The sequence below is a fragment of the Pseudomonas sp. NUPR-002 genome, assembly GCF_056322725.1.
In genome coordinates this window covers 3492627-3518453 of the sequence record NZ_CM150476.1, presented here as the reverse complement: position 1 = coordinate 3518453, position 25827 = coordinate 3492627, and the positions used below count along the sequence as shown (strand labels likewise).

Sequence of the window (25827 nt, the reverse complement as noted above, 5' to 3'; positions counted from 1 at the left end):
CCTGGTTCGCCAGGGTGTGCAGCCGCTTCAGGATTTTCATCCTGCTGCCGCGCAAACATCTTGCGACCTGAAAAAACGGTCTAAAGTTTTTGCTGCAGGCCCGTTCATCTTTCTAATCCCAGCACCCTCGACACAATCGAGGCGTGTGCGGCACGCATTTCACAATTTTGCGCGCCTGACGGTTTGAACTGTCATTGATGCCCTCCAGGAGGTGGCCATTGCATGCGTCGACACCGGTATTGCCCGGTCTTCCCGACAGACAAGCGCACATGCGCACAGGGGGTCTGTACTGGCTGGCCTGCGAGTCGCCGGATACTGCCGACCGGTTGTGCACGCAACTGCTGAGCAGCTTGCCAGCCTCAGCGCGGGCCTTGTTGGTGAATGCAGCCGGCGCCTCGCGTGATCTGGTCAAGCAGATTCCCGATGAGCGCGGGCCGGGGCACCTGAGCCTGTTCGACCTGCCAAAAATGTCCACTAAACGCTTGATTCAGGCCGTGCGCCAGGACGTCCCGCGGGTACGCGGTGGTGAAAATGCCTTCTGGCTGATCCGCGTGCCGCACAGCGGCTGGGATGAGCTGGTAGCCGAGTCGCTGGCGCTGTGGTGTTCCCGCGCCCAGGACTGGCTGCGCTCGGTGGGCAGCACACTGCTGGTGGTAGGCGACTCGCCGCCGCCAGCGCTGCTCGATATTCTGCTGCGCCACAACGACAACCTGTCGGGCCTGGCCCAGGTCTACGTCGCTCAGGGCGCGCGGCACCTGCTGGTGCACTTCTGGAGCAACGACGCTGGGGTGAGTGGGCCGCATGATTTTCTACTGCTCGACGAGGGCAGCGGCTTTCGGGTGTCGTCACGCCCTGATGACGACAACCTGGCGCCGACTACCAACGATCAACGCCAGGTGCTGGCGCAAGCCGCGGTGCTCGGTAACGAAGCGCCGCCGACCGCTCAATGGCAGCTGTTTGACGCGCCGGATGCGCTGTTGGAGCGGGCCATGGATGCGCAGGCAGCGACGGTGATCTTCGCCTTGGGTGGCACCGACGACGTCAATTCGCTTGCCACGCGTTTGTACCAACTGCGCAGTCATTGCGGGCGCTCGGTCAAGCTGGTGGTACGCGAGATGCTGCAAGGCATGCGACAGCATGAAGAACAACTGCTGCTGGCCAGCGGCGCCAACCTGATCGTGCCGCAGGGCACACCGTTTCTGCGCTTTCTGACCCTGGTGCGGTCGATCCAGGGGCTGCGCTGGCAGCGCCCGCTGGCTGCCGAACCTTCGAGCCTGCTGGCGCGTCTGCACCCGCTGCAGGTGCGCGGCAGCTTGTCACCGAAGGCCTTTGCCGCAGCGGTAAAAAAGATGAGCGACAACACGGTCGGTACCGAGGTCCGCCACCAGTTGCTGCGCTTGCAGCCATTGCCAACGCTCAATCCAGGCGTGGTGTTGCAGCAATTGCAGCTGCGTCGCTACGGCGATATCGCCTGTGTCGCCGACGGTGTGCCGTACCTGTTCCTGTTTGCCTGCAGCCCTACGCAGGTCGATGCCGCGTTACGCAACGTGTTCCGCTTGCCGTGGCAGCAATTGTTGGCCGGCGTTGAAAGTGTGCTGCCGTCGCAGGTACTGCCCCTGGCGCAGTTTCAGTCCGATGCCGAGGCGCCCGCCGATGCCACGTTGTTGGCCCCGGCAGAGGCAGCGGCAGAGGCCGAGGCGTTTCGGCCGCTGCAACCACGGAAAATTTCTTTGCAATCGCTGGAGTCACGTCAATGACCTATGACGAACTGCTGTGGGTCATCGGCCTGACCGCCTTGCTCACAGCTCCGTTGGCCATCGCCGCATTCGTGCTGGGGCGGCGCTTGCTCACCTGGTTCGAGCGTCGCCTGCCACCGCGCCACCTGATCGCACGCGGTGTACGCATCTGCCATGACGCAGACAAGGAGAGCGCCCATGAGTGAGGCGGTTGCCACTGCACCGGCGCTGAAGTGGCCGGAGCTCGGGCTGTGGAATTTGTACTTTCTCGGCAAGTTTGTGTTGCTGTGGATGGGCCTGCTGGACTTCAATCCACTGCTCAACCTGTTATTCGCCGCTGGCCTGTTGCTGCCGTTGCCCGGGCAATGGCTACCGCGCCTACGCACGATTGTTGCCGTGCCGCTGGGTGCCGCACTGCTGTACAAGGACACCTGGTACCCACCGTTTCGGCGGCTGTTCGAGCAGTCTGAATTGCTGGCCTTTTCCGTTGACTATGTCATCGATCTGCTCGGGCGTTTCGTCAACTGGGATGTGCTCGGCGTGCTCTTCGCCCTGGCCCTGGCCTACCTGTTCATTGCCCCTTGGGTGCGCCTGACCCTGATCAGCGTGGCACTGCTGTTGTGGGTGTACCTGGCCGGTGCCTTGCCTGCGTTTCACGTGTCGACGCAAACGGTTGCGAGCGAGACCAGTGCCGCGCAAGGTGCCGACAGTCCGTTGGCCGAAAGCAAAGCGATTGACGCCTGGCTGGAGCAGTTTTACCGCGAGCAGGCCGGCAAGATGACACGCTTCCCTGAGGCGAATCCCACGGCTGAACCCTTCGACCTGCTGGTGCTCAACGTCTGCTCGCTGGCCTGGGATGACCTGGAAGATGCCGGCATGCGCGACAACGCCTTGTTCCGGCGCATGAACGTGGTGTTCGACCGCTTCAACTCGGCCACCTCCTACAGCGGTCCGGCGGCGATTCGCATGTTGCGCGCCAGCTGTGGTCAGCCGCATCACATCAAGCTGTACGAGCCGGCGAACGAGCAGTGCATGCTCTTCGATAACCTCGCCAAGCTCGGCTACAGCCCGGAGCTGATGCTCAATCACAACGGGCCAATCACCCGTAAATACATGACTTTCCTGGCCGGCCAGCACCTGCCGCCACCGCTGATGAGCAGCGACGAGTTCCCCACCGCGCTGAAGTCGTATGACGGTGCCAACATCGCCCGCGATCGCGACGTGCTGCAGACCTGGTGGGCGCATCGGCTCAAAGAAGACAAACCGGCGGTGTCGTTGTTCTACAACACCATCACCCTGCATGACGGCAACCGCATCACCAATGCCGATGGCAGCACCCGTCGCGCCTCGTTCCAGGAGCGGGCGAAAAACTTCCTCGATGACATCGACCAGTTCATCGACAGGGTCCAGCAAAGCGGCCGCAGGGTAGTGCTGGTGCTGGTGCCCGAGCATGGCGCGGCGGTGCACGGTGACCGCATGCAGATTTCCGGTATGCGCGAGATTCCTTCGCGGTCGATCACCCACGTGCCGGCGGCGATCAAGCTGATCAACATGGGTGAGAACGACCAGCAAGGCCCGCAGCACGTGACCACGCCAGCCAGTTACCTGGCGGTGTCCGAGTTGATCGCGCGGCTGTATGCGCAGCAGGGCGGCCCGCTTGATCTGGCGGCGTTGATTCACGACTTGCCGACCACGGCAGCGGTTTCCGAGAACTCCGATTCTGCCGTCGTTGAATTCCAGGGCAGGCCCTATGTGCGCATCAAAGGGCAAACCCAATGGATGCTCTACCCCGAATGAGCATCACAGGAGGCGATATGACAAGGGACGAGCGTACCCAACAAAGCGATGACATTGCCCAGCTCAAGCAGCGTTTGGGTGATGAGGGCATGGCCTATCAGGACATCAGCCGCGAGGGCGAACTGTTGGCCGCCTGCCGGCGCTGGCCACTGCTGGCCGAAAGCGAGGGCTGGGTAACTGGCGGCGATACTCCGCAGGCGCCAGCCGATCAGCCGGTGCCGCACCTATGACGGTGGTTGCACTGAGTGGGATGCGTGGCGGCGTGGGCACCACCGCGCTGGTCGCGGGCGTGGGCTTTGCGCTGCACAAGCTGCAGCAACGGGTGTTGATGGTCGATCTGCAGCCGCGCAATCTGCTGCGTCTGCACTTCAACCTGGCGTTGGCTTCAACCGATGGCTGGGCCACTGCCGAGCAGAATGCCGAGGGCAGCTGGAGCGAGGCATTGTTCCAGGTCGAAGAGGGCTTATACCTGCTGCCGTTTGGGCAGGTGCAGGCGCCCGGGCGTGCGGTTGAGGGGCAGGCCTGGGCGCAACGTTTGCAGCACTTGCAGGCCCACTTCGACTGGATCGTGCTGGACACTCCGGCGACGTTACCGCAATTGCCGGATGCGGTGATGCGCCTGCGGGTGCTGGAGGCCGATGCGGCCTGTCACGCTCTGCTGAGCCTTGAAGGGGCGGGCGATGACTACCTGCTGGTCAACCGTTTCGACCCGATCAGCCAGTTGCAGCGTGACCTGTTGTTGCTGTGGCGTGAACGTCATCCGCAGTTGATTCCCCAGGTGATTCACCGCGACGAAGCCATGGCCGGTGCCCTGGCCTGGAAGAGCCCGGTGGGGCACTACGCCGCAGATTCCCTGGCCAGCCATGATGTGCGCAGCCTGGCCACCTGGTTGTTGGCGCAGCAGGAGCATCAGGTATGAGTCGCTACCGCGCTTACCGGCAACGCGGTGCCCGGCCGTTTACCGCCCTGGTGCTCAGCGCGGGGGCGTTGCTGGCCTGGGTGTTTCTGCGCCTGGACTCGCCGCAATGGCAGCGCTTGCTGCGTCACTGGCGGCAGTATTACCCGCAACTGGCAAACAAGCGCCCGAGCCTGGGCGATCCTCTGCGGGGGCTGCTGCAAACCCTCTGGTTGATGCTGTTGCGTCCGGCCCGCCCGGCCCGCGGCGCGGACCTCAAGCGCGGGCGCGGCATTCGCTGGCTGCAACGCCTGGGCCGTACCTTGTTCAATCTGCTGCAGCGAGTGCGCCTGCCCCTGGTCGGGCTGATGCGCAGGTTGCCGCGCCTGATTGGCCGCAGTGATGCCCTGGCGCACACCCAGCGGCGCATCAAAGCCAGTGGCTCAGCTGGCGAGCGCCTGTTCTATTGGGTATTGGCCGTGGTGGGGATGGCCATCGCCTTGCTGTGTATCACCTCACCGTTCAACCTCTATGCGCAACTGGTGTTCGTCTTGACCCTGGGCGCAATGGCGATGTTGATGCGCTACATGCCCGGGCGTTTCCCCACCTTGATGATGATCATTCTGTCGATCACCATCTCCTGCCGTTACCTGTGGTGGCGCTACACCTCGACCTTGCATTGGGCCAACGACCTCGACCTGGTACTGGGGATGATCCTGCTGCTGGCCGAGACTTACTCGTGGCTGGTGCTGATCCTGAGCTTTGTGCAAAGCGTGTGGCCGCTGCGCCGCCCGGTGCTGGCGCTGCCAGAAGACCGCAGCCAGTGGCCGACGGTCGACCTGGTGATTCCGACCTACAACGAAGACCTGTCGGTGATACGCACCACAGTGATGGCCGCGCTTGGCCTGGACTGGCCGCAGGACAAACTCAAGGTGTACATCCTCGACGACGGCGCACGTCCTGCGTTCCGCGCGTTTGCCAAAGAAGTGGGAGTAGGCTACATCGACCGCCACGACAACCGTGGCGCCAAGGCGGGCAACCTCAACCATGCGCTGCAACGCCTGAACGGTGATCTGGTGGCGGTGTTCGACTGCGACCACATCCCGGTGCGCGCCTTCCTGCAACTGACCGTCGGCTGGTTCCTCCAGGATCCGAAAATGGCCCTGGTGCAGACCCCGCACCACTTCTTCTCCGCCGACCCGTTCGAGCACAACCTTGGGTCGTTCCGGCGCAAACCCAACGAAGGTGAATTGTTCTACGGCCTGATCCAGGACGGCAATGACCTGTGGAACGCGACGTTCTTCTGCGGCTCCTGCGCGGTGTTGCGCCGCTCAGCTCTGGACGACATTGGCGGCTTCGCCACCCAGACCGTAACGGAAGATGCCCACACTGCCTTGCGCCTGCACCGCGCGGGTTGGAACTCGGCCTATATGCGTATCCCGCTGGCGGCGGGCCTGGCCACTGACAGCCTGGCCGCCCACGTGCGCCAGCGCATTCGCTGGGCGCGCGGTATGGTGCAGATCTTTCGCATGGACAACCCGCTGCTGGGCAAGGGCCTGAGCCTGTTTCAGCGCCTGTGCTATGCCAACGCGATGCTGCACTTTCTCTCGGGCCTGCCGCGGCTGATTTTCCTCACCGCACCGTTGGCGTTCCTGCTGCTACACGCCTATGTGATCTATGCCCCGGCAGTGCTGCTGTTGCTCTATGTATTGCCGCACATGCTGCATGCCAGCCTGGTCAACTCGCGGGTGCAGGGGCCTTATCGGCAAACCTTCTGGGGTGAGGTGTACGAGTCGGTACTGGCCTGGTACATCATGCGTCCGACCCTGGTGGCGCTGTTCTCGCCCAAGCGCGGCAAGTTCGACGTCACCGTCAAAGGCGGGATGAACGAAAGCGATCGGCTCGACTGGCAGATCGCCCGGCCGTATCTGGTGTTGGCCGCCTTCAACTTTGTCGGCCTGGCCTTCGCGGTATGGCGCTTCATGTATGGGCCGAGCAACGAGTACGGCACGGTGATCGTCAGCTCACTGTGGGTGATCTACAACCTGTTGCTCATTGGTTCCGCGCTGGCGGTGGCCGCTGAAGTGCGTCAGGTACGGCGCTTCCAGCGCGTACCGGTGAAGCTGCCTGCGGCTTTGCGCCTGCCAGACGGCCACCTGTACCCGGGCCTGCTCTACGACTACTCCGACAGCGGTGTCGGGATCGAGCTGCAAACCACCCGCACGCTGGCGCCCGATACCGAGGTGCAGTTGCTGCTGGAACGGGCAGGGCGCGAGTTCGTCTTTCCTGGCCGGGTCATGCGCAGCGTTGATCGCCAGATAGGCATCAGCCTGGCGGACCTGAGCGTGCAGCAACGCATCGACTATGTGCAGTGCACCTTTGCCCGTGCGGATAACTGGCTGGGCTGGAGCGACAGCCATGTGCCGGACCGCCCGCTGCGCAGTTTCTTCGACGTGCTGGCGCTCGGTGCCATGGGCTACTACCGGGTCATCGAATACGCCCCGGCCTGGGTGCGCCTGCCGGTCATGCCGTTCATAGGCCTTGCGCGCTGGTTGCTGAGCTTCTTCCCGCGCATGCCGCGTCCCATTCCCACTGACTCAATGAAGAGTACGACATGAAGCGTTCATTCCTGTCTCCCTTGACCCTGCACTGCTGCTGGCTGCCCTGGGCCTGCCCCTGGCGCAGGCCGCCGAAGAGCAAGCAGCGCCGGCGGCTGCCGCACCCCAGGTGCCGCATTGGTTGCGTGCACAAACCTTCGAAAGCCTTGGCCGTGGCAGTGACAGCCTGCTGATGGGCGTGCGCAACAGCGATCAGATCGAATTCAGTTTGCGCCGCGACCGCTTGGCCAGCAGCGTCGAGCTGGAGCTGAACTTCACCCCGTCGCCGGCCCTGGTGCCGCGCCTGTCGCATCTGCGCGTGTACCTCAACGATGCGCTGATGGGCGTGGTGCCGATCAGTGCCGACGACATTGGCCAGCAGCGCCAGCAACGCATGGCCCTCGATCCGAAACTGGTGCAGGACTTCAACCGGGTGCGCGTGGAGTTTGTCGGTCATTACACCGACATCTGCGAAGACCCGGCGCACAGTTCGTTGTGGCTGAACATCAACCGTAACAGCGTGATCCGCGTCGATGAACAGGCGCTGGTGACCGACAACGACCTGGCGTATTTCCCGCTGCCGTACTTTGATGCGCGCGACACCGACCAACTGAGCATCCCCATGGTGTTTGCCGGCAGCCCTGGGCTGGGCGAGCAGAAGGCGGCGGCGATTCTCGCTTCGTACTTCGGCAGCAAGGCCAAGTGGCGTCTGGCGACCTTCCCGGTGCTCTATAACCAGCTGCCAGCGCAGAGCGCTACGCAGCCGGTGCCGAGTATCGTGTTTGCCACCAACGACCGGCGCCCGGCGTTTCTCGCTGATCTCGAGCAGTTTCCACCCGTAGACGGGCCGGTGATTCAGCAGATCACCCACCCGGACAACCGCTACAGCAAGGTGTTGCTGGTGCTGGGGCGTAATGAAGAGGATCTGGTCAAGGCCGCCTCGGCGCTGGCGGTCGGCACCGACCTGTTCCGCGGTTCGCGGGTGGCGGTGCAGTCGGTCGAGGCGCTGAAGCCGCGCGAACCGTACGATGCGCCGAACTGGGTCCGCACCGATCGCCCGGTGCGCTTTGCCGAATTGCTCGACTACCCGGGGCAACTGCAGGTCAACGGCCTGCGGCCACAACCGATTGAGCTGAGCCTGAACCTGCCGCCTGACCTGTTCGTCTGGCGTAACCAAGGGGTCGCGGTGCAGACCCTGTACCGCTACACGCCGCCAGTGGTCACCGATGAGTCACGCCTGACCATCCGCCTCAACGATCACTTTGTCGGCAGCATTCCATTGCCGGGTTCCGATGGCATGGGTGCTGCGCTGCAGGCTTTGCGCAGTCAGGTGTTCTCGGCCGACAGCTCGACGCTGTCCGACAAGACGTTGGTGCCGGCGGCGAAAGTCGAAGACCGCAACAAACTGCGCTACGACTTCAGCTTTGCCAGCAAGGTCGGCAACGCCCAGAACGGCCAATGCCAGACTTTCCTGCCAGCCGACGTGCAGGCGGCTATCGATGAGAACTCGACCATCGATCTGTCGGGCTACTACCACTACATCGCCATGCCGGACCTGCGTGCGTTTGCCCGCAGTGCGTTCCCGTTCAGCCGCATGGCCGATCTGTCGCAGACCCTGCTGCTGATGCCGGGCACAGCCAACGAGTTGCAAGTAGGTACCATGCTTGACCTGGTCGCCGGCATGGCCTCGCGCATCGGCTACCCGGCAGTCGGCCTGAACATTACCAACGACTGGGCTGCAGCGGCCAAGGCCGATGCCGACCTGCTGGTGCTCGGGCCGCTGCCAGACGACTTGCGTGGTGCGAGCGGTCGTGAGTTGAACCTGCTGCTCGACCGCTCCCGTGATTGGCTGCGCCAGGCCCGCTCGCCGTGGCCGCTGGATGCCAGTAGCGCACAACGCTTGCGTGACGGTGTGCGCAACACACCTGCCAGCCAGGTTGACGTGGTGGCGCGGGCACCGATTGCGGCGATCACCGGCATGCAGTCACCGTTTCACAAGCAACGCAGCATTGTTGCGCTGCTGGCCACCGACAACGCCGACTACGCGCTGTTGCGTCAGGCCCTGACCGACCCGGGCAAACTCAATGATCACATTGGCGGATCGATCAGCCTGATCCGCAGCAGCGGTGTGAGCAGCCACTACGTCGGCGACACGTATTTCGTTGGCCGTCTGCCGTGGTGGATGCTGCTCTGGGTGAAACTCTCCTTCCACCCGGTGCTGTTGGCCCTGGGCGCCGTGCTGAGCATTGTCTTGCTGGGTGTGGTTGCCTGGCGTCTGCTGGCCTGGGTAGCCCGTCGTCGCTTGGCTGAGGGCAAGGAATGACCGCGGGCAAGTGGCTGCTGGGCAGTGCGCTGTGGCTGTTCGCCTCGATGGCCACGGCGGGCTGCTGGCCGGCCTGGGAGCAGTTCAAGACTGACCTGATCAGTGCGGACGGGCGGGTGATCGACCCGGCCCAAGGGCGCATCAGCACCTCGGAAGGGCAGACCTACGGGCTGTTCTTCGCCCTGGTGGCCAATGATCGCGAAAGTTTTCAGCACCTGCTCAACTGGACCGAAAACAACCTCGCTGGCGGTAACCTGAGCAAACAGCTACCGGCGTGGAAGTGGGGCCAGGATGAACACGGCAAATGGCGGATACTCGACAGCAACAACGCCAGTGATGCCGATCTGTGGCTGGCCTACAGCCTGCTCGAAGCAGGGCGCTTGTGGGCGGTGGCCGAGTACCGCGAATTGGCGATTGAGGTGCTCTGGCGGGTGGCGGCCCAGACCTTGCGGCCGCTGCCGGGCGTCGGCGTCATGTTGCTGCCCGGCGACCGCGGGTTTGTCACCGCGCAAGGTACGCGGTTGAACACCAGCTACCTGCCGCCGCAGGTGCTGGAGCGCTTTACCGAACTGGCGCCACTGTGGGATGAGTTGGCGCGCAACAGCCGCAAACTGTTGCTCGACAGCGCGCCCAAGGGCCTGGCGCCTGACTGGCTCGCCGTCACCGACAACGGCACCTTGCGCCATGACCCGGTCAACGGCGCCAAGGGCAGCTACGATGCCATCCGCGTGTACCTGTGGCTGGGCATGCTCGACCCCTCGGCGCCCGAGCGCAATGCCTTGCTTGAACGCTACCGGCCCATGGTCGAGTTGACGCGCAAACAGGGTGTGCCGCCGGAAACCGTCAATGTCGAGTCTGGCGCGGGCACCGGCCAGGGCCCGGTGGGTTTCTCCGCAGCCATGTTGCCGCTACTGGCGGCGCTCAAAGAACACAGCGCTCTGCAGCAACAACGTCAGCGCCTGGTCCAGACGCCAGCCAGCGGTTACTACAACCGGGTGCTGAGCCTGTTTGGCCAGGGCTGGGATGAGCATCGCTATCGTTTTGACGGTAAAGGAAGATTGGTACCAGGCTGGGAAACTGCGCAATGCGAAAACTGACCACCTTGCTGTGCCTGAGAGCACTGCCCATGACCTTGCTGGCTCAGCCAGCAGACCGTAGCGAGCAGCGCGAATGGCTGATGCAGCAGATTCGGCTGGGGGAGGCGACCCATCGCGAAAGCCTGGTGGAAGATTCGCTGGCGCGCCTGCGCTTGCTGGAGCCAAACAACCTCGATGCGCTCACCGCGTCGATCCGTCAGGCTGTACGCACCCGCGAGCTTGATCGCGCCCGGCAGCTGTACAGCGACCTGCAGCGCCTGGCGCCCGGCAGCCCGCAAGATCGGCAAATGGCCCGGTTGCTGGAAATGAGCAGCGGGGAGGGCGAGCAAACCCTGCAGCAGATCCGTTTGCTGGCCACGGCCGGGCGCTTCCAGGAAGCCTTGACCCGCTACGAAGCGGCGTTCGGCAAGGGCGCGCCACCGAGCCTGGAACTGGCACTGGAGTACTGGCGCATCCGCAGTCGCCTGCCCGAGCAGTTACCGACCACCCTCGAGCACCTCTACGCCCTCGACAAACAGTATCCCGGCAGCCCTGAGTTGCAGCAGTTTCTCGCCGAGCAATTGTTTCGCGCCAAGCGCAATGACGAGGCACTGCTGGTGGTCAGGCGCATGGCCGACGAAAGTCAGTCGCGCAGCCTTGCTGCTGGCCTTGAATACGCCTACCTGAGCAAACAGCCGATCAGCGATGCCAGCGTGCGCGATTGGCAGGCGTTTCTGCAGCGCTATCCAGGAGACAGCCACCAGGCGCAGGTGCAGGAGTTGCTGGCCGACCAGCTCAAACTGACTGGCGACCCGGCCTGGCGCGCCGGCCAGCAGGGCATTCGCATGCTGGTGGAGAAACGCTCACCGGCGCAGGCCGAACGCAACTTGCGTAAAGCCCTGGCCGCCTATCCCAAAGACGCCACGCTCAAGGGTTACCTGGGCCTGGCCCTGGCGCGGCAAGGGCGGCGGCAGGAAGCAGTCGACTGGCTCAAGCAAGCGGTCGCTGAAGAGCAAGACACCTACATCCTCAGCAAATGGCACGAACTGCTGGCCTCCACCGAATACTGGCTGTTGATGCAGCGTGGCCGTCAGGCCTTGCAGGCGCGTCAGTACGCTGCTGCTGAACAGGTGTACCAGGAAGCGGCCAAACGCGATCCGAAAGAGCCGTTGGCGCAGATCGGTCTGGGCAACGTGGCCATGGCGCGCAAGCAACTGCCGCAGGCGGAGCAGTACTATTTGCAGGCCGCGCGCCTGCAACCGGGCAACGAAAACACCGTGCGCGCGTTGTCACGCTTGTATCAGGCGCAGTCCCCGGCGCGCTATTCACGCTATGTCGCCAGCTTGCCTGCCAAGCAACGGCAATGGGCGGCGGCGCCTGCCACCGGCGCGTCTGGCGGCACGGGGTCGCAGGTGGAGTTGCTGCGCAACCAGGCCCGTCAGGCGCTGGCGCGTGAAGACTGGCCAGAGGCCGAACGCCAGCTGACCCAGGCCCGGCAGCTCGCCGCCAATGACCCTTGGCTGGCTGCCGATCTGGCGCGTGCCTTGCGCATGCAGGGCAAGGGCCAACAGGCCGATGCGGTGTTCGCCGACCTGCTGTCGCGCCAGGGGCGAGATCCGACCGCGCGTTTCGCCCACGCTCTGTACCTGGAGGCGGACGGTCGCAGCCAGGCCGGGCTGGACAGCCTGGCACAGGTGCCGAGCAATCAATGGAATGAAGGCATGCAGGGGTTGCAGCAGCGCTTACAGCGTCAGGTGACGCTGGATCGCTCCCGCGCACTTGCCGACAGCGGTGACGTCGCCGGGGCAATGGCGCTGCTCGAAGGGCAGTTGAGCACTGCCCAGCCGGTTGCGCAGCACGTCGGCGACTTGCAACAGTTGGCCGGATGGGCGCGGCAGTCGGGTAACCTGAGCGCCGCCGAGGGCTACTACAGCCGCATCCTGGCCCTGCAACCGGACAACCCGGCAGCGCGTCTGGGGCACGTTGAGGTGTTGGTTGAGCGGGGCGACACCGACGCCGCACGGCAGCAACTGCCAGCACTTGAAGCGCAGATCCCGGCCGACAACATTGACCAGCGCCGCCGTCTGGGCAACGCCTGGGCGGCAGTCGGCGATACCGACAGGGCGCGGGTGGTGCTGGCAGACGTGGCACGGCGCAAGACCACCCCCGATGCCTTGTTGTACCGCGATCTGGCGCGCATGCTGCCACCGCAACAGGCCGAGCAGGCGCTGGACTACTATGCGCTGGCCATGCGCGATGCGCAGTTGTTGAGCGCTGAACAGGCCAGCCCACGGGACAATTTCGCCCTGACCCGCGCCAGCCGGGCCAAGGACGAAGATGACTGGTTGCTGCAAAGCCTGCGCCGTGACGTTGACCAGCGCTATCAGCGCAACAGCCCGACGGTGACCGTGCAGCAGGATTATGGCTGGCGCGATAACGACGGTGCCAAAGGCATCTCCGACCTGACCACTTCGACCACCATGGTGCATGCACAGATGCCGGTTGGCGATGGCCTGGGCTTTGCCCGTGTCGAGCAGGTGGGGCTGCGGGCAGCGAGTTTCGACACCGACGCCAATGACCAGCACCATGAAGCCTTCGGCACTTGCTCGTTCCGTGGTCGCAACGCTGCTGGCGCGATTCCCAGCGGTTGCCCGGGCAGCAAAGAAACGGCCGATGGCACGACCTTGGCGCTCGGCTGGCAGGGCGATGGTATCAGTGCCGACCTCGGCACCTCGCCAATGGGTTTTGAGGTGCAGAACCTGTTGGGCGGCGTCACCTTCGATGGCAAAACCCATGGCGTTGGCTGGTCGCTCACCGGCTCACGGCGGCCGATGAACAACTCGTTGCTGTCGTACGCCGGGGCCAAAGACCCGCGTACCGACATCAGTTGGGGCGGGGTGACCGCTACCGGGCTGACCCTTGGCCTGAGCCATGACCGTGGCCTCGACGATGGCCTGTGGGCGAGCCTGGGCTACCACTGGTTGCAAGGAAAAAACGTCGAAGACAACAAACGCTGGCGGGTCATGGGCGGGTACTACTACCGTTTGATCAACCGCGTCGACGAAGAGCTGCGCATCGGTGCCACGGCCATGACCTGGCACTACGACCGCAACCTCAGTGGCTACACCCTCGGCCAGGGCGGTTACTACAGCCCGCAGCGCTACCTGTCGTTCGGTGTGCCAGTCAGCTATGCCTGGCGCAACCCGGACTGGTCGGTTTATCTCGAAGGTTCGCTGGGTTATTCCTGGGCACGCAGCGATGATGAGCGGGCGTTTCCGCTGTCGTCGGTCAACGATGACATCGTCAAGCAGTATGGCCCGCTGCTGAGCAGCAACATCGATGAAGTACGCCGCGGGGATGACAACAAAGGCCTGGGCTACCTGGCCCAGGCCCTGGTCGAGCGGCGTCTGGATGATCATTGGGTGCTGGGTGGCGGTTTCACCTTGCAGCGCAGCGAAGACTACTCACCGAACCGTGCGTTGCTCTACCTGCGCTACAGCTTTGATCCGTGGCAAGGCAACCTGCCATTGCCGGTCAACCCGCTCAAGCCCTATGCCGAGTTCCGCTGAACAGCCCCGCTCCTACTGGCCTGTAGGAGCGGGCTTGCCCCGCGATCCGCAATGCCCTAGCGAACCCCCACCGGCGCAGTCACTTTCGTCCCGAGCGACGAGCTGACGGTCACCGTCGGGCTCGCTGTCGGGGCGTTGCCGGTGGTGGTGACCGAGACTCGCCAGCGTGCTCCACTGCCAGTCGGGCTTAACGTAGCGCTACCGAGGCTCACCGGCCCGCCGGTGGTCGAGGCCGTCACGCTGATCGTATTGCCCGCCGCTTGTGACGTTGTACCGGCCAGGTCCCAGGTGTAGCGGTTGTTGCTGCGCGCGGTCACCGTTGCGCTGCTGACCACCAGTTCTTCATTGACCGCCGCGGCACTGACCGCCACCGACACCGTGGCCGGCTTCTCCGAGACCGCATCCTTGGCGTCACTGGCGTTGTAGGTGAAGGTCGCAGTAAACGGCGCCGGGACGCTGGGCGGTGGCGTGTAGGTGACGCGCACGCCATCGGTGCTGGTGGTTCCCTGGCCGGAGTCCGGCTGGGTCAGGTCCACGACCTTGAGCGGCAGGTTACCGTCGGGGTCGGTGTCGTTGGCCAGTACATTAATGACCAGCGGCTGACCGTTGTTGCTGACGGCACTGTCGGGGTTGGCCAGCGGTTTTTTGTTATCGCCCTGGTTGTCATCAACCCGATCACCGGTGCGGAACGTTGGCAACGCGGCAGAGTTGACGTAGGTAACACCGTCCCAGCCCGGCAACGGGGTTGGCATCAACTGAAACTGCCCCGGATGTTCGACATCCCAACGCAGCAGCATCGAGGTGTCTTCGTGCTGGGTGTTGTGGCAATGCTCCATGTAGGTCCCGGCAAATTCCCGGAAGCGAATCGCCATTTCCACATCAACGGAACTGTCGATGCCTTCACCGATGCGGTAGACGTCCTTGCGTGCCCACTTTTCCCATTCCGGTGGCGCCTTGCCGTCGCGGTTGAGGATGATGCCTTCTTCGAAGTGCACATGCACAGGGTGGTTCCAGCCGTTGCCACCGTTTTTGATATTCCACACCTCCAGCGTGCCTTCACCGGCAAACCCGGCATCGGTCGGGCCGTTGGCCAATTGCGGGGCCGCGCTGATACGTCGCGGGTCCATGTTGTAGCCTACGCCACCGTCGGTCTTGATTGTCCATGGCGCCTCGTCGGTGCCATCGGAACGACCGAAAATGTATTCGCGATGCCGTGCCACCTTGAGCTTGGCCTGCACCGCAGGGTCGTCACGGTCCAGCGTCAGGGGGATCATCGTTTTACCCGCTGGCTTGCCCGGTTTTGCTGGCTCGTAGTCGGCCGGGTTCATGCTCAGGTCTTGCCCGGTGTAAGGCTGCACCAGCAGTTGCATGAACTTACCCACCGCCGGATCCCCCTTGTCCCACTGCGGGCCTTTGCTGGTCTGCTTGATCACCGCTTTGTACTTCTCCGACAGCACATCCGCCAGGCTCAGAGGGTTTTTCTCCGGGCCTTTGCCGGTTTTGTGTTCCATCAGGTTGACGAAATACAGCTTGTCGCCAACTTTGATCCCGTTCTTGGCGAAGTTGACGATGATGTCAAAGCGTTCGGCGATGCCTTGGGTCGGCAGGATGGCGTTGTGATTCTGCCGGTCGCCATCGCCGTCCAGGTCGATACTGCCGTCGAACGGCACCGTGTGCTCCATCAAGTTGCCGTCGTTGGCGATCAGGTGGAATGGCACGCGCGTGTAAGACACACCTGAGCCCGATGGGCCGGGAAACTCGCCGCCGTTGCCGCTGATTTCACGCACCAGGGCCAGCCTGAAGTAGCGCGACACCGAACCATTGAGGATGCGAAAGCGATAGCTGCGCGCGCGCACTTTCAAGCGTGGCTGATACTGCCAGTTGACCAGGATCTGGTCGCCAAGAAAGCCGTCGGTGTTGAACGGGTTGAACCACAACTGGCCGTTTTCGTCCCAGGCCTTGTCGGCGATGACCAGGTTCACGTCGTAGTCGCGGTTGCCCCAAGGCAATGCCGAGCCGCTGGGCAGGCGCAGGTTGACGCCATCGTCGAGGGCTTCGTTGCCGCGATCCAGGGCGCTGTAGTAGTTCATCATCACCGCATTGCCTTTGTAGACGTTCTGCGCGGTGAAATCGAGCATGTGGTCGTGGAACCAGTGGGTGCTCATGGTTTCGCGCCAGTCGCCGCGAATTTTGATGCTGCCATTGTCACAGGTCTTCAGGCCCGGGCTCTTGTCGTTGACGAAGAGTGTTTCGCCCGGTGCGCAGGGGAACGCCGCACGCGGGTCATGGGCGTCGGTGTTGATGGTGTCATAGCCGGCCAGTTGCAGTGGCCAGCGGTAATCGTAGTACTGCCCTGGAAAGAAAAACGCATTGGTGTAGCCATCACTCTCGGCAGGCGAGTGACCGTTGTGCTCGTGGGTACTGATGGTGTGCAGGCCGAATCCGGCGTTGGCTGACGGGTCGATCGGCAACGCGTTGTAGTGGCGCATCAGCAACGGCTGACCGTAGCGGGCCATCAACAGTTTTGGTGGAAAGGTGCCGTCGAAGGTCCACAGCGAATTGTGATTTTGCAGTGGCATGTTGGGGTGAAAGCGCGTGTCGATACCGCGGGTGGTGCCGGTGGTGGTCGGGATGTCCGAGGTCTGGTAATAGAGCCCGCCCGGGCCGAACTCGCCGACTGCGTATTTGTGCAGTTGCCCGCGGTCACGCAAGCCAAGGTTCAGCCGCGCGCCGGTTTGCGCGGTTTTGAAATCGACCTGAGGGAAGAACTCGTTCCAGCGTTGGTGCGACCAGCCTTTTCCTGGTGGCCGGCCTTCGGCGGGCGACCCCACCGGCTGACGGTTGAGGAAGAACTCGATTTGCGCTTTCCAGGGGTTGCGATCCAGTACATTGGAAAACTCAGACGGGAATGGATACAAGCCGGGTTGGCGCATGAACGCGTCCAGGGCCGCGTTTGACGGCGCACTGCGGGCAACGCTGTTCGGGTCCTGTTGCGGCGCAGGGCCGACGGTGGGGACCGGAAAGGTTAGGGGTGGCACTGGCAGGGTCGGATCGAGCTTTTCCGTGCCGAACTCTTCGAACAGTAACAATTGTTGGGTGTAGGGCAGGGCGCCGAACAGCGGGCTGGGCTTGCCATTGGTGGGGAAGTTGAACGAGGTCTGCGCGGCCGGCGGCAGCACGTTGTCGGCCCGTGGTGTATTGCGGTCGCCGAACACCCCATTGGGCAGCGCCAGTGCGCCTTGATTGGCCTCTGGCAAGGTTTTCAACGCTTCAAGCGCGGCCTTGGGATCGTCGGGTGGGTTGTTGAACGCCGAAGGGTCGGTCGCCGGCGGTGGGCCGAAATCGTCGAGTGGGGCGGCATTGACGGAGTTAAGGCTGGAGGCAATTAACAGAATGGAGGCCATGCCCGGCCCCCACAAGTGGTTTCGTGAAGCGACCCCTCGTGTAACGTTTTTCATTACTTTCCCCTCGCGTCATGCCGAAACGGCGAAACCTGCCGACCCGGTAGGGGCGGCAGCTGCTGCGTTGAAGGGGCAGAAGCAACTGCTGGGCCATGTGCCAGCAGGAAAATAAAAGCTGAGGATTATTAATGGGATGTTTCTAATTGTTTCTGAGGCGGAAAAGTGGGGAGTGGGGGATTTCCGCTGTCTACCCCCAATACTGGTGACAGATCCCCGGTGGACCACCTGTAGGAGCGGGCTTGCCCCGCGAAAGCGGTGTGCCAGGCAGTTCGCTATCGCGGGGCAAGCCCGCTCCCACACTGGATGATAAAGACAGTTGCCACCCACCCAGGCCGATTTTTCTCAGAATGTGTTGGCCAGCAATATGTACCGTCGCTGTCCGTGTGCAGCTGGATAGCGTGAGCCCTTACCCTCAGTCAGGAGCCTCACGTTCATGAACAGCCAAGTCACCCCACCTCCCGCCAAGGACTTCAAACGCGCCGTGGCGTTGCAGTTCGCCAGCCGTCCTACCCTACGCAAGCTGGTCGGGCAGAAAGTGCTGCAGTTTTTTGTCGAGCGTCATCCCAATCTTGCCACCGTGCATCCGCCACTCAACGACGCCGAGCTTCTGCACTTGATGGTGCCCACGGCTCAATATACTTTCACGCCAGTATCGCTGATGGACCGCGTCATGCAGGCCGTGCTGGATGGAAAGCCGTTGAGTCTGGAGAAAATCCACGACCAGCTTTACGGCCTGAGTTTTCCTGAACCTTACCGCTTCAAGGGCAGCGATGGCTTTGAGTACATTGAGTTGCCAGACACCACGCAGGCATTCAATGACCTGCTGCAGGAGCTGCCATTCCACTTCCAGCAGGCCCAGGTTGAATACTGGCAAGGCAACTCCAGTTCAGGTGTCAGCCGCGATCGCTGGCTGCAGCAAACCCTGAAAGCGGCACTGTTGCAGAACCTGCCACTGCACGACCTGGATGCCCAACAAAGAGCCTGTGTGTATGGGCTGCTCAAGGGCGGCCGAGAGCGCCCCACTGTGTTTGTCGTGGAGGTGCAGCTCGAGGCCGAGGGGCAAAGCCATTCGCGCCTGCTGCCAAACTTGCTGCTGCACGGTGAGTGGGATGAGCGCACGGTAGTGTTGTGGTGTTCACCGTCGAGCGTGGTGAAGTGCTTTGACTCGTTCGATGATTTTGCCCAGGCCCTGTGCGAGGAAATGGGCAGCCAGTATCGGTTCGATTCGATGCGCTGGAATCGCTATGAGCTGGAAGGGGATGCGTTCGCTCAGCAAACCGCGTTGTTGCTTAACGGCATGCTTGAGGCAATGCAGCAACTGCGTCTCTCGCAAGTGGCCGATGTCCAGGCCATGGAGCAGCTGTATGCGGCGCTCACCGACCCGTCGCAATGGTTCATCGAAGGGTATACCCACGTCAGTACTGCCAAGATTATCCTGCCACCGGGTTTGAGAAGTGCTTCGGCGGCGGACAGCTTCGCCTATCAACGCGCGCTGTTTGAACTGGCCTTGGCGCAGGCCGAGTTCAACGATGCCGAGATGCCCGAAGAAATTCTCGACCTGCATAGCTATGCCAGTCAACGCCTGAGAGCGCAGTTGCTGGCCGAGCACCCGGTGGATGCCAACTACTTCCCTGACGATCTGATCCTGACATTCTGGTACGCCGAGGCGAATCCAGGTGGGGCAGGCGCCGGTGTTGGCGGCGGCATGCTGGAAACCAAGCGCATGACCTTGACCGAGTTTGCCATTGGCAATCTCAGCTCGCTCAAAGGCGCAGTATTGCACTCGATCGAGCATCGCACTGGCCAACTGATCATGGAGTGGATGAACCACGACTATGTGATGAAGCTGATCGAACAGGTCGACATCGGCGCAAACTATCCGAGATACGTGGCCGACAAACTGGACGACCCGCTGACGCGTGAGCAGCGGGTCAGCAACTTTTCGCGGGAATGGCGCTGTTCGTTGATGTTCAGTGCACTGAGTGCGAAGTTGGCCGGAACCCTGAGCGATGCGGGCTTGCAGTGCGCCGTTGATTACTGCCATGGCAACATAGACCCGCAGGTGCCGGCCATTATGATGATGCCGCTGGCATTCAAGCGTGAACCCTCAGACAGCCAATCTGATTTGGTCAGCGTCATGTACGTGTTTTATTCGGTGCAGCCGGCGTTGGTGTTGTTGTACAGGCCGTTGTACAGCAGCAGTACCCTGATGGAATTCGCTTCGCTTGAGGCGTTGATGGAGGCGATAGCGGAGGCAGGGCCACTACAGGACAGTGTCCTTGAGTGGCTGCAGCCAGAGGCTCGCCCTGTGTATGAGTACGGTGGTTTTCATGAACCGCATCTGGGGCGACCGATCATTGACAGCTCGATTCAGCCGGAGCCGGTCAAGCCAATCAGCTTGGCGACGCAGTTCTGGCGCCTGGACGTCGATGCCAAGCTGTATAAAGCCAATCGTAATTTCCTGGTCGAGTTGGCCGATCGCCAGTCTGTTTCCAATGCCGAGAGTCGTTGGGCGGTGGTGGTTCAAGGTGCCTGGTTGTTGTTCAACGTGACTACCCTGGTTCTGAGCGGGCCGGTGGCGGGCGTCGTTTGGCTGGTGCAGGCGATTCAGGGATTGAAGGGTGACAACGCGGCCCTGGAGCATGGCAGCCAATCCGACAAGATAGCCGCTGTGATCGATATCGTTATGAACTTCGCTATGGCCCTGTTCCATCTGAGTCTTCCCCGTGTGGAGCCGCCAGTGGTCAGCCGCTTGCCCGGTGCTGCATTGTTTAACGGCGCTGCGCCGCAAAGTCCTGGGTTCGAAATCAGCAACCTGGTGCCGGAACAAGGAAAGCTAGGCCTGGCGGGTTCGTTGGCCACGCGTCAAGACCTGCCGCTGGACTTCTCCTGGCGCAACGGGCATGGGCTCAACAGCCTGCCGGAGCAGCAACGCCAAGCGCTGTCCGGCATGCGTTCGGGCGTTTCTTTGAACGGCTTGCAGGCGCTCACGTCCGGGGAGGCCCGTGGCTTGTATGAAGTTGATGGTCATCACTATGCGAAGCTGGCCAGTGACATCTATCGCGTAGAGCTATCGGCGCAAGGTATACGGGTGATTGGCGCTGAAGGCGAACAGGGACCCTGGTTGCGCCGGGAGGACGGGCAATGGCACATCGACGCCGGATTGCGCTTGCTCGGTGGTGGGCCGAAACGGCGATCGGACCAGGCCAGAGAAGCGAACATCAAAGCGTTTGCTGAGCTGAACGCACAGAATGTGACCATGATTGGCGAGCGAAACCGTATTGCTGATGGTTTCGAACTGAGTAAAAGCGTGCGTATCAGTCGAGTAAAGCACGTTGAAAATCTAAAAGCGCAGCGGGGAAAAGTTCCAGACACTGCGGCCGGTGCCAGCTTGATTCTGGCGTTCGACCGAAAGATTGCTGCCGCTCAGGCAGATCTCACGGCTGCCGAGTACCAGGTCTTGGAAGACTGTAAAGAGTTGATAAAGATAACCCTGAAGCTCGATCGGGGACTGACCGAGATGGTTCAGCTGAAGTACGCGCGGCACGAGTTGTTCAGCTTTGCGAAAATACAGCGCAGTTCGCTTCGTCAAGAGTTGATAGAGGATTGTGTAGCCCTTTACAACGATGAGGCCTACCACATTAATTCCCTCGGTGTGAATCCGCTGCTCGATGAGATGGTTGCTCGGCCAATCACTGACCAAGAAATCAGGCATTACGACTTCGTCAACTCATTGGTTGAGAAGGTTGTGGCGCTGAGGTCTGATATTGTTTGGGTATCGAAGCAACTGGACTGGCTATTGGTTGACACGATAAAAGATAACGACATCGTTTTTACCCCGAAACCAGGACAGCCGAAAAGAAGCAAGTCAGCGCAGTTGACAGACTACATTGCGCAGCGCCGACTCACTCATAACGACTTGCAATTGGGCCTGCTCGAAGATCTGGCCGAACTGTGTATCAATCGCAAAGCCGAAGTTGATGAAGAAGTTTTGCTGCAGTACCACAAAAAGTTGTGGAGCGCAGAACTGGACAGTTCGGGCACCGCTCATGGTCAGTTGGCAGCGCTGGAGTTGCCGGTAGCAGACCGGATCAGCGTCTTGACCAGCACACTGAAAGTTTATGAAGCCTTCCAGGGTAACGCGATGTACCTGAGTGAGACAGGTGGTGCGGCTATTAGAGTTGAGCCACTGAAACAGTACCAGGACACCCTGAATACGTTAATTGCGTCGGCAGAGGATGATCTTGCTCAGGCGATACGTGAGTCGGAGTTTTCTGATCCTGTTGTACCTAAACCTCATGTGTATTCGCGCCGAACGGGTAAGCATCGGGTTGTTAAAACCAGTAAGGGACGTAGCGTTATCGCCGAAGAGGTGGAGGTTGATGGCGTTAGTGTTGTGCAGCAGAAGGACTCCAGCGGCAAAAAGGTGCTGAAGACGTTCAACGAGGAGGGGGTTGAACAGGTCGAGGAGCCTGCGGTTGAAGTCCAGCCAGCCCCTGACTCCAGGGATGTGGGCGCCGCAAGAGCGAGTGCTCGCGCCGCACTTGGCCAGGTAGAATCCATTCTCAAATTGGCCAAGCAGTACATCGGGAACAATGAGCCGATTGGCATGCAATCGGTTATCGAAGGACACGTTGAACAACTCAAGGAAGCAAGTACAGCCTTGGAAAGTGCCGGCATCGCCAGTGAGTTCGACACGCAGTTAAGCGATGCCATCAAACGCCTGGGCGACACCCAAACGGATCTATTGAGCAGTTACCACCTGACCACCAGTCATCCTACGGCGGCCAGTCTTCGGTTTCTGTTCAAAGAAAACAAAATAGCCATTAAGCATACCGTCAGCCGAAAAGAGCTTGCGGCCAACGATTATCTGGATGTCTATGAGATCCGGCGTGTGCCGTCACGCCATAACGAGCAGGGCAGGGTCATTTGGGAGGCGCATTTCCACTATAAAGATGCAATGGTTCCGGCACGGCAGTTTGTCAAAGGACATCTCAAAATCTGGTCACAGCGCTTGATAGGTCGAAAAATCCAGATGGAAGCGGCGCGCGGCAGTTCACGTGAGTTATTGGCGGTGTACCGAGGAAACCTGGCGTTGGCTGATGTTGAAGGGATAATACCTTTCACCTGAGTTGTCGGGGCTGTCGCCGCTACAGGACACGCGACGGGTGTTGTGCGGCGGGAACTGCCAGCCCTTGTACGAACGCTGCAATTTGCCGCGTTCCGCGCAAGTGGATGACCGGAACCTGCGGCCCTGCAGCCGTACGCGTGGCTTCGATACCAGGGCGATAGGCACGATCAAAGGTCCACACAAATTTGAGGAAGGTCAGGAACGCCTTGTCGAGTTTCTCGCTGCAGCCGACCGCCAGGTCTGGGCGCGGTCGGTTCAACAGACTGCGCACGATCACCCGGGCAAAGCAGGTGATCCGTGGCGTATCCAGCCAGATGACCAACTGCGCTCGAGGCAGGCGCAAGTCAAAGGTGCGCCGAGCGTAGTTGCCTTCGCACACCCAGGCGTCTGATGACACAGCGTCGCTAACGCGCGCGCGGAATTGTTGTGGGTCGGGTTCTTTCCAGCCGGGCTCCCAGAACAAACGATCCAGGTGCACGACGGGCAGGTTCAGCTGTTGGCCCAGGGCTCGCGCCAAGGTTGATTTACCGCTTCCGGCATTACCCAGAATGACGATGCGCTGCATGGTAGGCGTCCTTTCCGATCAAACCGCTAATTATGCTGGCTTTGCTCGAGTGAAAGCAGATTTCCAGGGTGGCTGTTGGGCCGATGCTGCAAAAAAATTGCATTCACACTGCAGTTTTTTGAATTACCACCTCGTTGCGCTTGCCCGGCACAATCCACGCATGTTTCAAAATATTCCAAAGCATTCCATCTCCATGGACGGAGCCCATTAGGTATTGCGTTTGCGATACTCCGCCTGGCCCTTGGGGGCCGGGCATTTTTTTACTGCCAGGTAGTACGTCTCCCCATGTTTTCCCGCCGTCTGAATAAAGGGTTTGCCCGGCTATTGCCGGCCCCGCTGAATATCCCTCCGAAAGAATGGTTGCGCGCAGGCTGTGGTGTGTTGCTCGGCCTGTTTCTGGCAGGCACGGCCTGCAGCTACTTCTTTGGTGCTGCTGTAGCGCTGCATTTGCTTGGCCCGTTGGCGGCTTCGGCGGTATTGCTGTTTGCCGTACATTCCGGAGCACTGGCACAGCCTTGGCCGTTTGTTGGCAGCTATGCCTGTGCAACGGTGGTAGGGTTGGTGCTGCACCACTGGTTCGGTTCGGCGCTGTGGGTGGCAGCACTGGCGCTGGGGGTGGCATTGGTGGTGATGTGTGTGCTGCGGTGCCTGCACCCACCGGGTGGCGGTGTGGCGGTCAGTGTGGTGTTGGCTGATTCAACGCTCTCGGCGCTGGGAGACCGGGTGTTTGAGCCGATTCTGCTCAACGCTTTGGTACTGCTGGCGGTGGCAGTGGTCTACAACCGCCTGACCGGGGTGCGTTACCCAAAGACCGCTGCGCCGCGCAAGGACTTGCACCATACCTCCGATGCCCTGCCGAGTGAGCGGGTGGGCATCAGTGCCACGGACCTGGATCAGGCGCTGGAGGAGTTGGGCGAGTTTGTCGACATTACCCGCGATGAGCTGGAACGGATCATCCTGGCCACTGAGCAGCATGCGTTGCAGCGCAGCCTTGGCGGGATCACCGCAGCCTCAGTGATGTCGCGGGATGTACAACAGGTTCGCCCTGACACCTCATTACAGCAGGCCTGGCAGTTGGTGTCGGGCCACCACCTCAAAGCCCTGCCGGTGCTGGATGAGGCGCACCAGTTGGTGGGCATCGTGACGCTCAGCGATTTGCTTACCGCGGCGATGGCCCAGGGGCGCTTGAGTTGGCGTGGGCTGTGGCGTCGCCGCCAGGTGCAGGTCGGGCAGATCATGAGTCGACCGGTGATCAGCGTACGCAGTGATGCGCTTGCCGTGACGTTGATCCCGCTGCTCAGCGAGCAGGGCTTGCATTGCCTGCCGGTGCTGGAGGGGGCGCAATTGGTCGGGGTGATTACCCAGACTGACTTGATTGCCGGGCTCAAGCGCCACTTGCTCAACGCCGCAGCAAGCTCAGATCACCGGGTCCCAGCGTTGTGACCAGTCGCTGTCACCGTCGGCAACCAACTGGCGCAAGACCCTGAAGGCCTGCTGCAAGGCTTCGCTGTCGCGCTCGCGGGCATGCACCAGATAAGTGGGATAGGTGAATTCCGGTGCCTGGGGCACGCGCTCGAAGATGCCGCTGTCCAGGTAGCTCTGGACCACACGGGTGCGAAAGTAGCCGCTGCCACCGTTCTCCAGAATGAACTGCAGCGCCAGTGGCCCGAGGTTGAAGCTCAAGGCCGGACGCGCGCATTCGGGCAGGGCCGCATCGTGCTGACGACGGAACGCCTGGCCCCAGTCGATGTAAATGTAAGGTTCGGGTTTATCTTTGCGGCGGATGCGGATGAGCTTTTCTTCCATCAGCTGTTCAACCTGCAGGCCCGGACCGTAGGTAGGCTGATACACCAGCACGGCGTCGAGCACGCCCATTTCCAGTTTGTGCAGCAATGATTCGCCATCGCTGACTTCGCTGCGAATGGCGTGGCTGGGCATGCTGCGGTGCAGCGCACTGACCCAGTCGAGCAGCATTGGGTTACCCAGGCTGACTTCGCCGCCGATATGCAGCACCTGATGGCAGCCTTCGGGCAGCGGCAGGTCGCGGCGTGCGGCTTCCCAGGTTTGCACCAGTTGATTGGCATACACCACGAACGCTTCACCATCGGCGGTGAGGCTGGCACCACTGCGGCTACGGATAAGCAACTGACACGACAACTGTTGCTCGAGCTTTTGCACCCGGGCGCTGATTGCCGTCTGGGTGACATGCAAGCGTTCGGCGGCAGCCACCAGGCTGCCGGTGCGGACGATTTCAAGGAACGTGCGGGCCAGCTCGATATCCATGGAGATTGCCGTTGGGGAAAGGTTGCCCATTCTAATGGCTTTGGGCAGCCAGTAGGAGCGGGCTTGCTGTGGGAGCGGGCTTGCCCCGCGATTGCGGTGTGTCAGGTATAACGAATCGCGGGGCAAGCCCGCTCCTACAACAAGCCCACCCCACCGTACAGTCAGTGGCTATAGTGAACTGATCGTTCAGCGCGGAGCCTGGCCATGGAACTGATCAGTCGAGAACCCTGGTGGCGCGAACCGCCCAAGCCCGGTCAGCGCGAGGAAGATTTGCACTGGGGCTACCTGGAGATCTACAAGGACGGTCATGCCGTATTTGTCGATCAGCGTCCCAGTGAGCGGGAGCTGGCTGAGCGCAAGAGTTGTCGCAATTTCCCTCAGCTAGAAGAGTAAA

Annotated in this window: 15 protein-coding genes; 12 read left to right on the top strand and 3 right to left on the bottom strand. The window is 61.7% G+C overall.

From position 1 onward, the window contains the following. Positions 1-197 precede the first annotated feature (197 nt). From bcsE to bcsC, 9 genes are read left to right on the top strand one after another with little or no spacing between them, the layout of a single operon-like run. On the top strand, positions 198-1757 hold the full coding sequence (bcsE, locus tag ACVWSC_RS15800) for a cellulose biosynthesis protein BcsE (RefSeq protein WP_442107622.1): 1560 nt from the start codon (positions 198-200) through the stop codon (positions 1755-1757). Continuing rightward, positions 1754-1942: a cellulose biosynthesis protein BcsF gene (locus ACVWSC_RS15795; protein ID WP_442107620.1), complete on the top strand. Its 189-nt coding sequence runs from the start codon at positions 1754-1756 to the stop codon at positions 1940-1942. The genes bcsE and ACVWSC_RS15795 overlap by 4 nt, the downstream gene beginning before the upstream one ends. Then, positions 1935-3533, top strand: a complete 1599-nt coding sequence (bcsG, locus tag ACVWSC_RS15790) for a cellulose biosynthesis protein BcsG (protein WP_476461700.1) — start codon at positions 1935-1937, stop codon at positions 3531-3533. Before ACVWSC_RS15795 ends, bcsG begins: the two co-directional genes overlap by 8 nt. Before the next feature lie 17 nt (positions 3534-3550). Then, complete coding sequence (gene bcsR, locus ACVWSC_RS15785; protein WP_442107618.1) at positions 3551-3763, top strand: cellulose biosynthesis protein BcsR; 213 nt, start codon at positions 3551-3553, stop codon at positions 3761-3763. Then, positions 3760-4452 (top strand): cellulose biosynthesis protein BcsQ, encoded by a 693-nt coding sequence (gene bcsQ / locus ACVWSC_RS15780; RefSeq protein WP_442107616.1) that lies wholly within the window; start codon positions 3760-3762, stop codon positions 4450-4452. Before bcsR ends, bcsQ begins: the two co-directional genes overlap by 4 nt. Continuing rightward, a complete protein-coding gene (bcsA, locus tag ACVWSC_RS15775) occupies positions 4449-7046 on the top strand; it encodes a UDP-forming cellulose synthase catalytic subunit (RefSeq protein WP_442107614.1) in 2598 nt (865 codons plus the stop codon). The genes bcsQ and bcsA overlap by 4 nt, the downstream gene beginning before the upstream one ends. Positions 7047-7053: 7 nt before the next feature. Beyond that, on the top strand, positions 7054-9348 hold the full coding sequence (gene bcsB, locus ACVWSC_RS15770; RefSeq protein WP_476461749.1) for a cellulose biosynthesis cyclic di-GMP-binding regulatory protein BcsB: 2295 nt from the start codon (positions 7054-7056) through the stop codon (positions 9346-9348). Beyond that, positions 9345-10445, top strand: a complete 1101-nt coding sequence (gene bcsZ / locus ACVWSC_RS15765) for a cellulose synthase complex periplasmic endoglucanase BcsZ (protein ID WP_442107610.1) — start codon at positions 9345-9347, stop codon at positions 10443-10445. Before bcsB ends, bcsZ begins: the two co-directional genes overlap by 4 nt. After that, entirely contained in the window at positions 10433-13993 is a 3561-nt protein-coding gene (gene bcsC / locus ACVWSC_RS15760) for a cellulose synthase complex outer membrane protein BcsC (protein ID WP_476461699.1), read from the top strand. Before bcsZ ends, bcsC begins: the two co-directional genes overlap by 13 nt. A gap of 56 nt (positions 13994-14049) precedes the next feature. Here bcsC and ACVWSC_RS15755 read toward each other — a convergent pair whose 3' ends face one another. Continuing rightward, positions 14050-17397: an Ig-like domain-containing protein gene (locus ACVWSC_RS15755; protein WP_442107606.1), complete on the bottom strand. Its 3348-nt coding sequence runs from the start codon at positions 17395-17397 to the stop codon at positions 14050-14052. A 490-nt stretch (positions 17398-17887) separates the two neighbouring features. On the opposite strand from ACVWSC_RS15755, the gene ACVWSC_RS15750 reads away from it, so the two are divergent. After that, positions 17888-22585, top strand: a complete 4698-nt coding sequence (locus tag ACVWSC_RS15750; protein WP_442107604.1) for a dermonecrotic toxin domain-containing protein — start codon at positions 17888-17890, stop codon at positions 22583-22585. Between the two features lie 19 nt (positions 22586-22604). On the opposite strand, the gene ACVWSC_RS15745 is transcribed toward ACVWSC_RS15750, so the two are convergent. After that, positions 22605-23150, bottom strand: a complete 546-nt coding sequence (locus ACVWSC_RS15745; protein ID WP_442107602.1) for a P-loop NTPase family protein — start codon at positions 23148-23150, stop codon at positions 22605-22607. Between the two features lie 285 nt (positions 23151-23435). Here ACVWSC_RS15745 and ACVWSC_RS15740 point away from each other — a divergent pair, with 285 nt between their 5' ends. Then, positions 23436-24593, top strand: coding sequence for an HPP family protein (locus tag ACVWSC_RS15740; RefSeq protein WP_442107600.1), 1158 nt, complete (start codon positions 23436-23438; stop codon positions 24591-24593). Here ACVWSC_RS15740 and ACVWSC_RS15735 read toward each other — a convergent pair. Continuing rightward, entirely contained in the window at positions 24567-25433 is an 867-nt protein-coding gene (locus ACVWSC_RS15735; protein ID WP_442114312.1) for a LysR family transcriptional regulator, read from the bottom strand. The genes ACVWSC_RS15740 and ACVWSC_RS15735 overlap by 27 nt on opposite strands. A 204-nt stretch (positions 25434-25637) precedes the next feature. Between ACVWSC_RS15735 and ACVWSC_RS15730 the strand changes: the two genes are divergently transcribed. Next, on the top strand, positions 25638-25826 hold the full coding sequence (locus tag ACVWSC_RS15730) for a hypothetical protein (RefSeq protein WP_442107598.1): 189 nt from the start codon (positions 25638-25640) through the stop codon (positions 25824-25826). Position 25827: the final 1 nt, after the last annotated feature.

What these genes read in the sequence shown, in the direction of transcription:
- bcsQ (WP_442107616.1), top strand. Translation starts at nt 3,760, where the DNA reads ATGACGGTGGTTGCACTGAGTGGGATGCGTGGCGGCGTGGGCACCACC.
- bcsZ (WP_442107610.1), top strand. Translation starts at nt 9,345, where the DNA reads ATGACCGCGGGCAAGTGGCTGCTGGGCAGTGCGCTGTGGCTGTTCGCC.
- bcsG (WP_476461700.1), top strand. Translation starts at nt 1,935, where the DNA reads ATGAGTGAGGCGGTTGCCACTGCACCGGCGCTGAAGTGGCCGGAGCTC.
- bcsC (WP_476461699.1), top strand. Translation starts at nt 10,433, where the DNA reads ATGCGAAAACTGACCACCTTGCTGTGCCTGAGAGCACTGCCCATGACC.
- ACVWSC_RS15735 (WP_442114312.1), bottom strand. Translation starts at nt 25,433, where the DNA reads ATGGATATCGAGCTGGCCCGCACGTTCCTTGAAATCGTCCGCACCGGC.
- bcsA (WP_442107614.1), top strand. Translation starts at nt 4,449, where the DNA reads ATGAGTCGCTACCGCGCTTACCGGCAACGCGGTGCCCGGCCGTTTACC.
- ACVWSC_RS15730 (WP_442107598.1), top strand. Translation starts at nt 25,638, where the DNA reads ATGGAACTGATCAGTCGAGAACCCTGGTGGCGCGAACCGCCCAAGCCC.
- ACVWSC_RS15750 (WP_442107604.1), top strand. Translation starts at nt 17,888, where the DNA reads ATGAACAGCCAAGTCACCCCACCTCCCGCCAAGGACTTCAAACGCGCC.
- ACVWSC_RS15755 (WP_442107606.1), bottom strand. Translation starts at nt 17,397, where the DNA reads ATGGCCTCCATTCTGTTAATTGCCTCCAGCCTTAACTCCGTCAATGCC.
- ACVWSC_RS15740 (WP_442107600.1), top strand. Translation starts at nt 23,436, where the DNA reads ATGTTTTCCCGCCGTCTGAATAAAGGGTTTGCCCGGCTATTGCCGGCC.
- ACVWSC_RS15745 (WP_442107602.1), bottom strand. Translation starts at nt 23,150, where the DNA reads ATGCAGCGCATCGTCATTCTGGGTAATGCCGGAAGCGGTAAATCAACC.
- bcsE (WP_442107622.1), top strand. Translation starts at nt 198, where the DNA reads ATGCCCTCCAGGAGGTGGCCATTGCATGCGTCGACACCGGTATTGCCC.
- ACVWSC_RS15795 (WP_442107620.1), top strand. Translation starts at nt 1,754, where the DNA reads ATGACCTATGACGAACTGCTGTGGGTCATCGGCCTGACCGCCTTGCTC.
- bcsR (WP_442107618.1), top strand. Translation starts at nt 3,551, where the DNA reads ATGACAAGGGACGAGCGTACCCAACAAAGCGATGACATTGCCCAGCTC.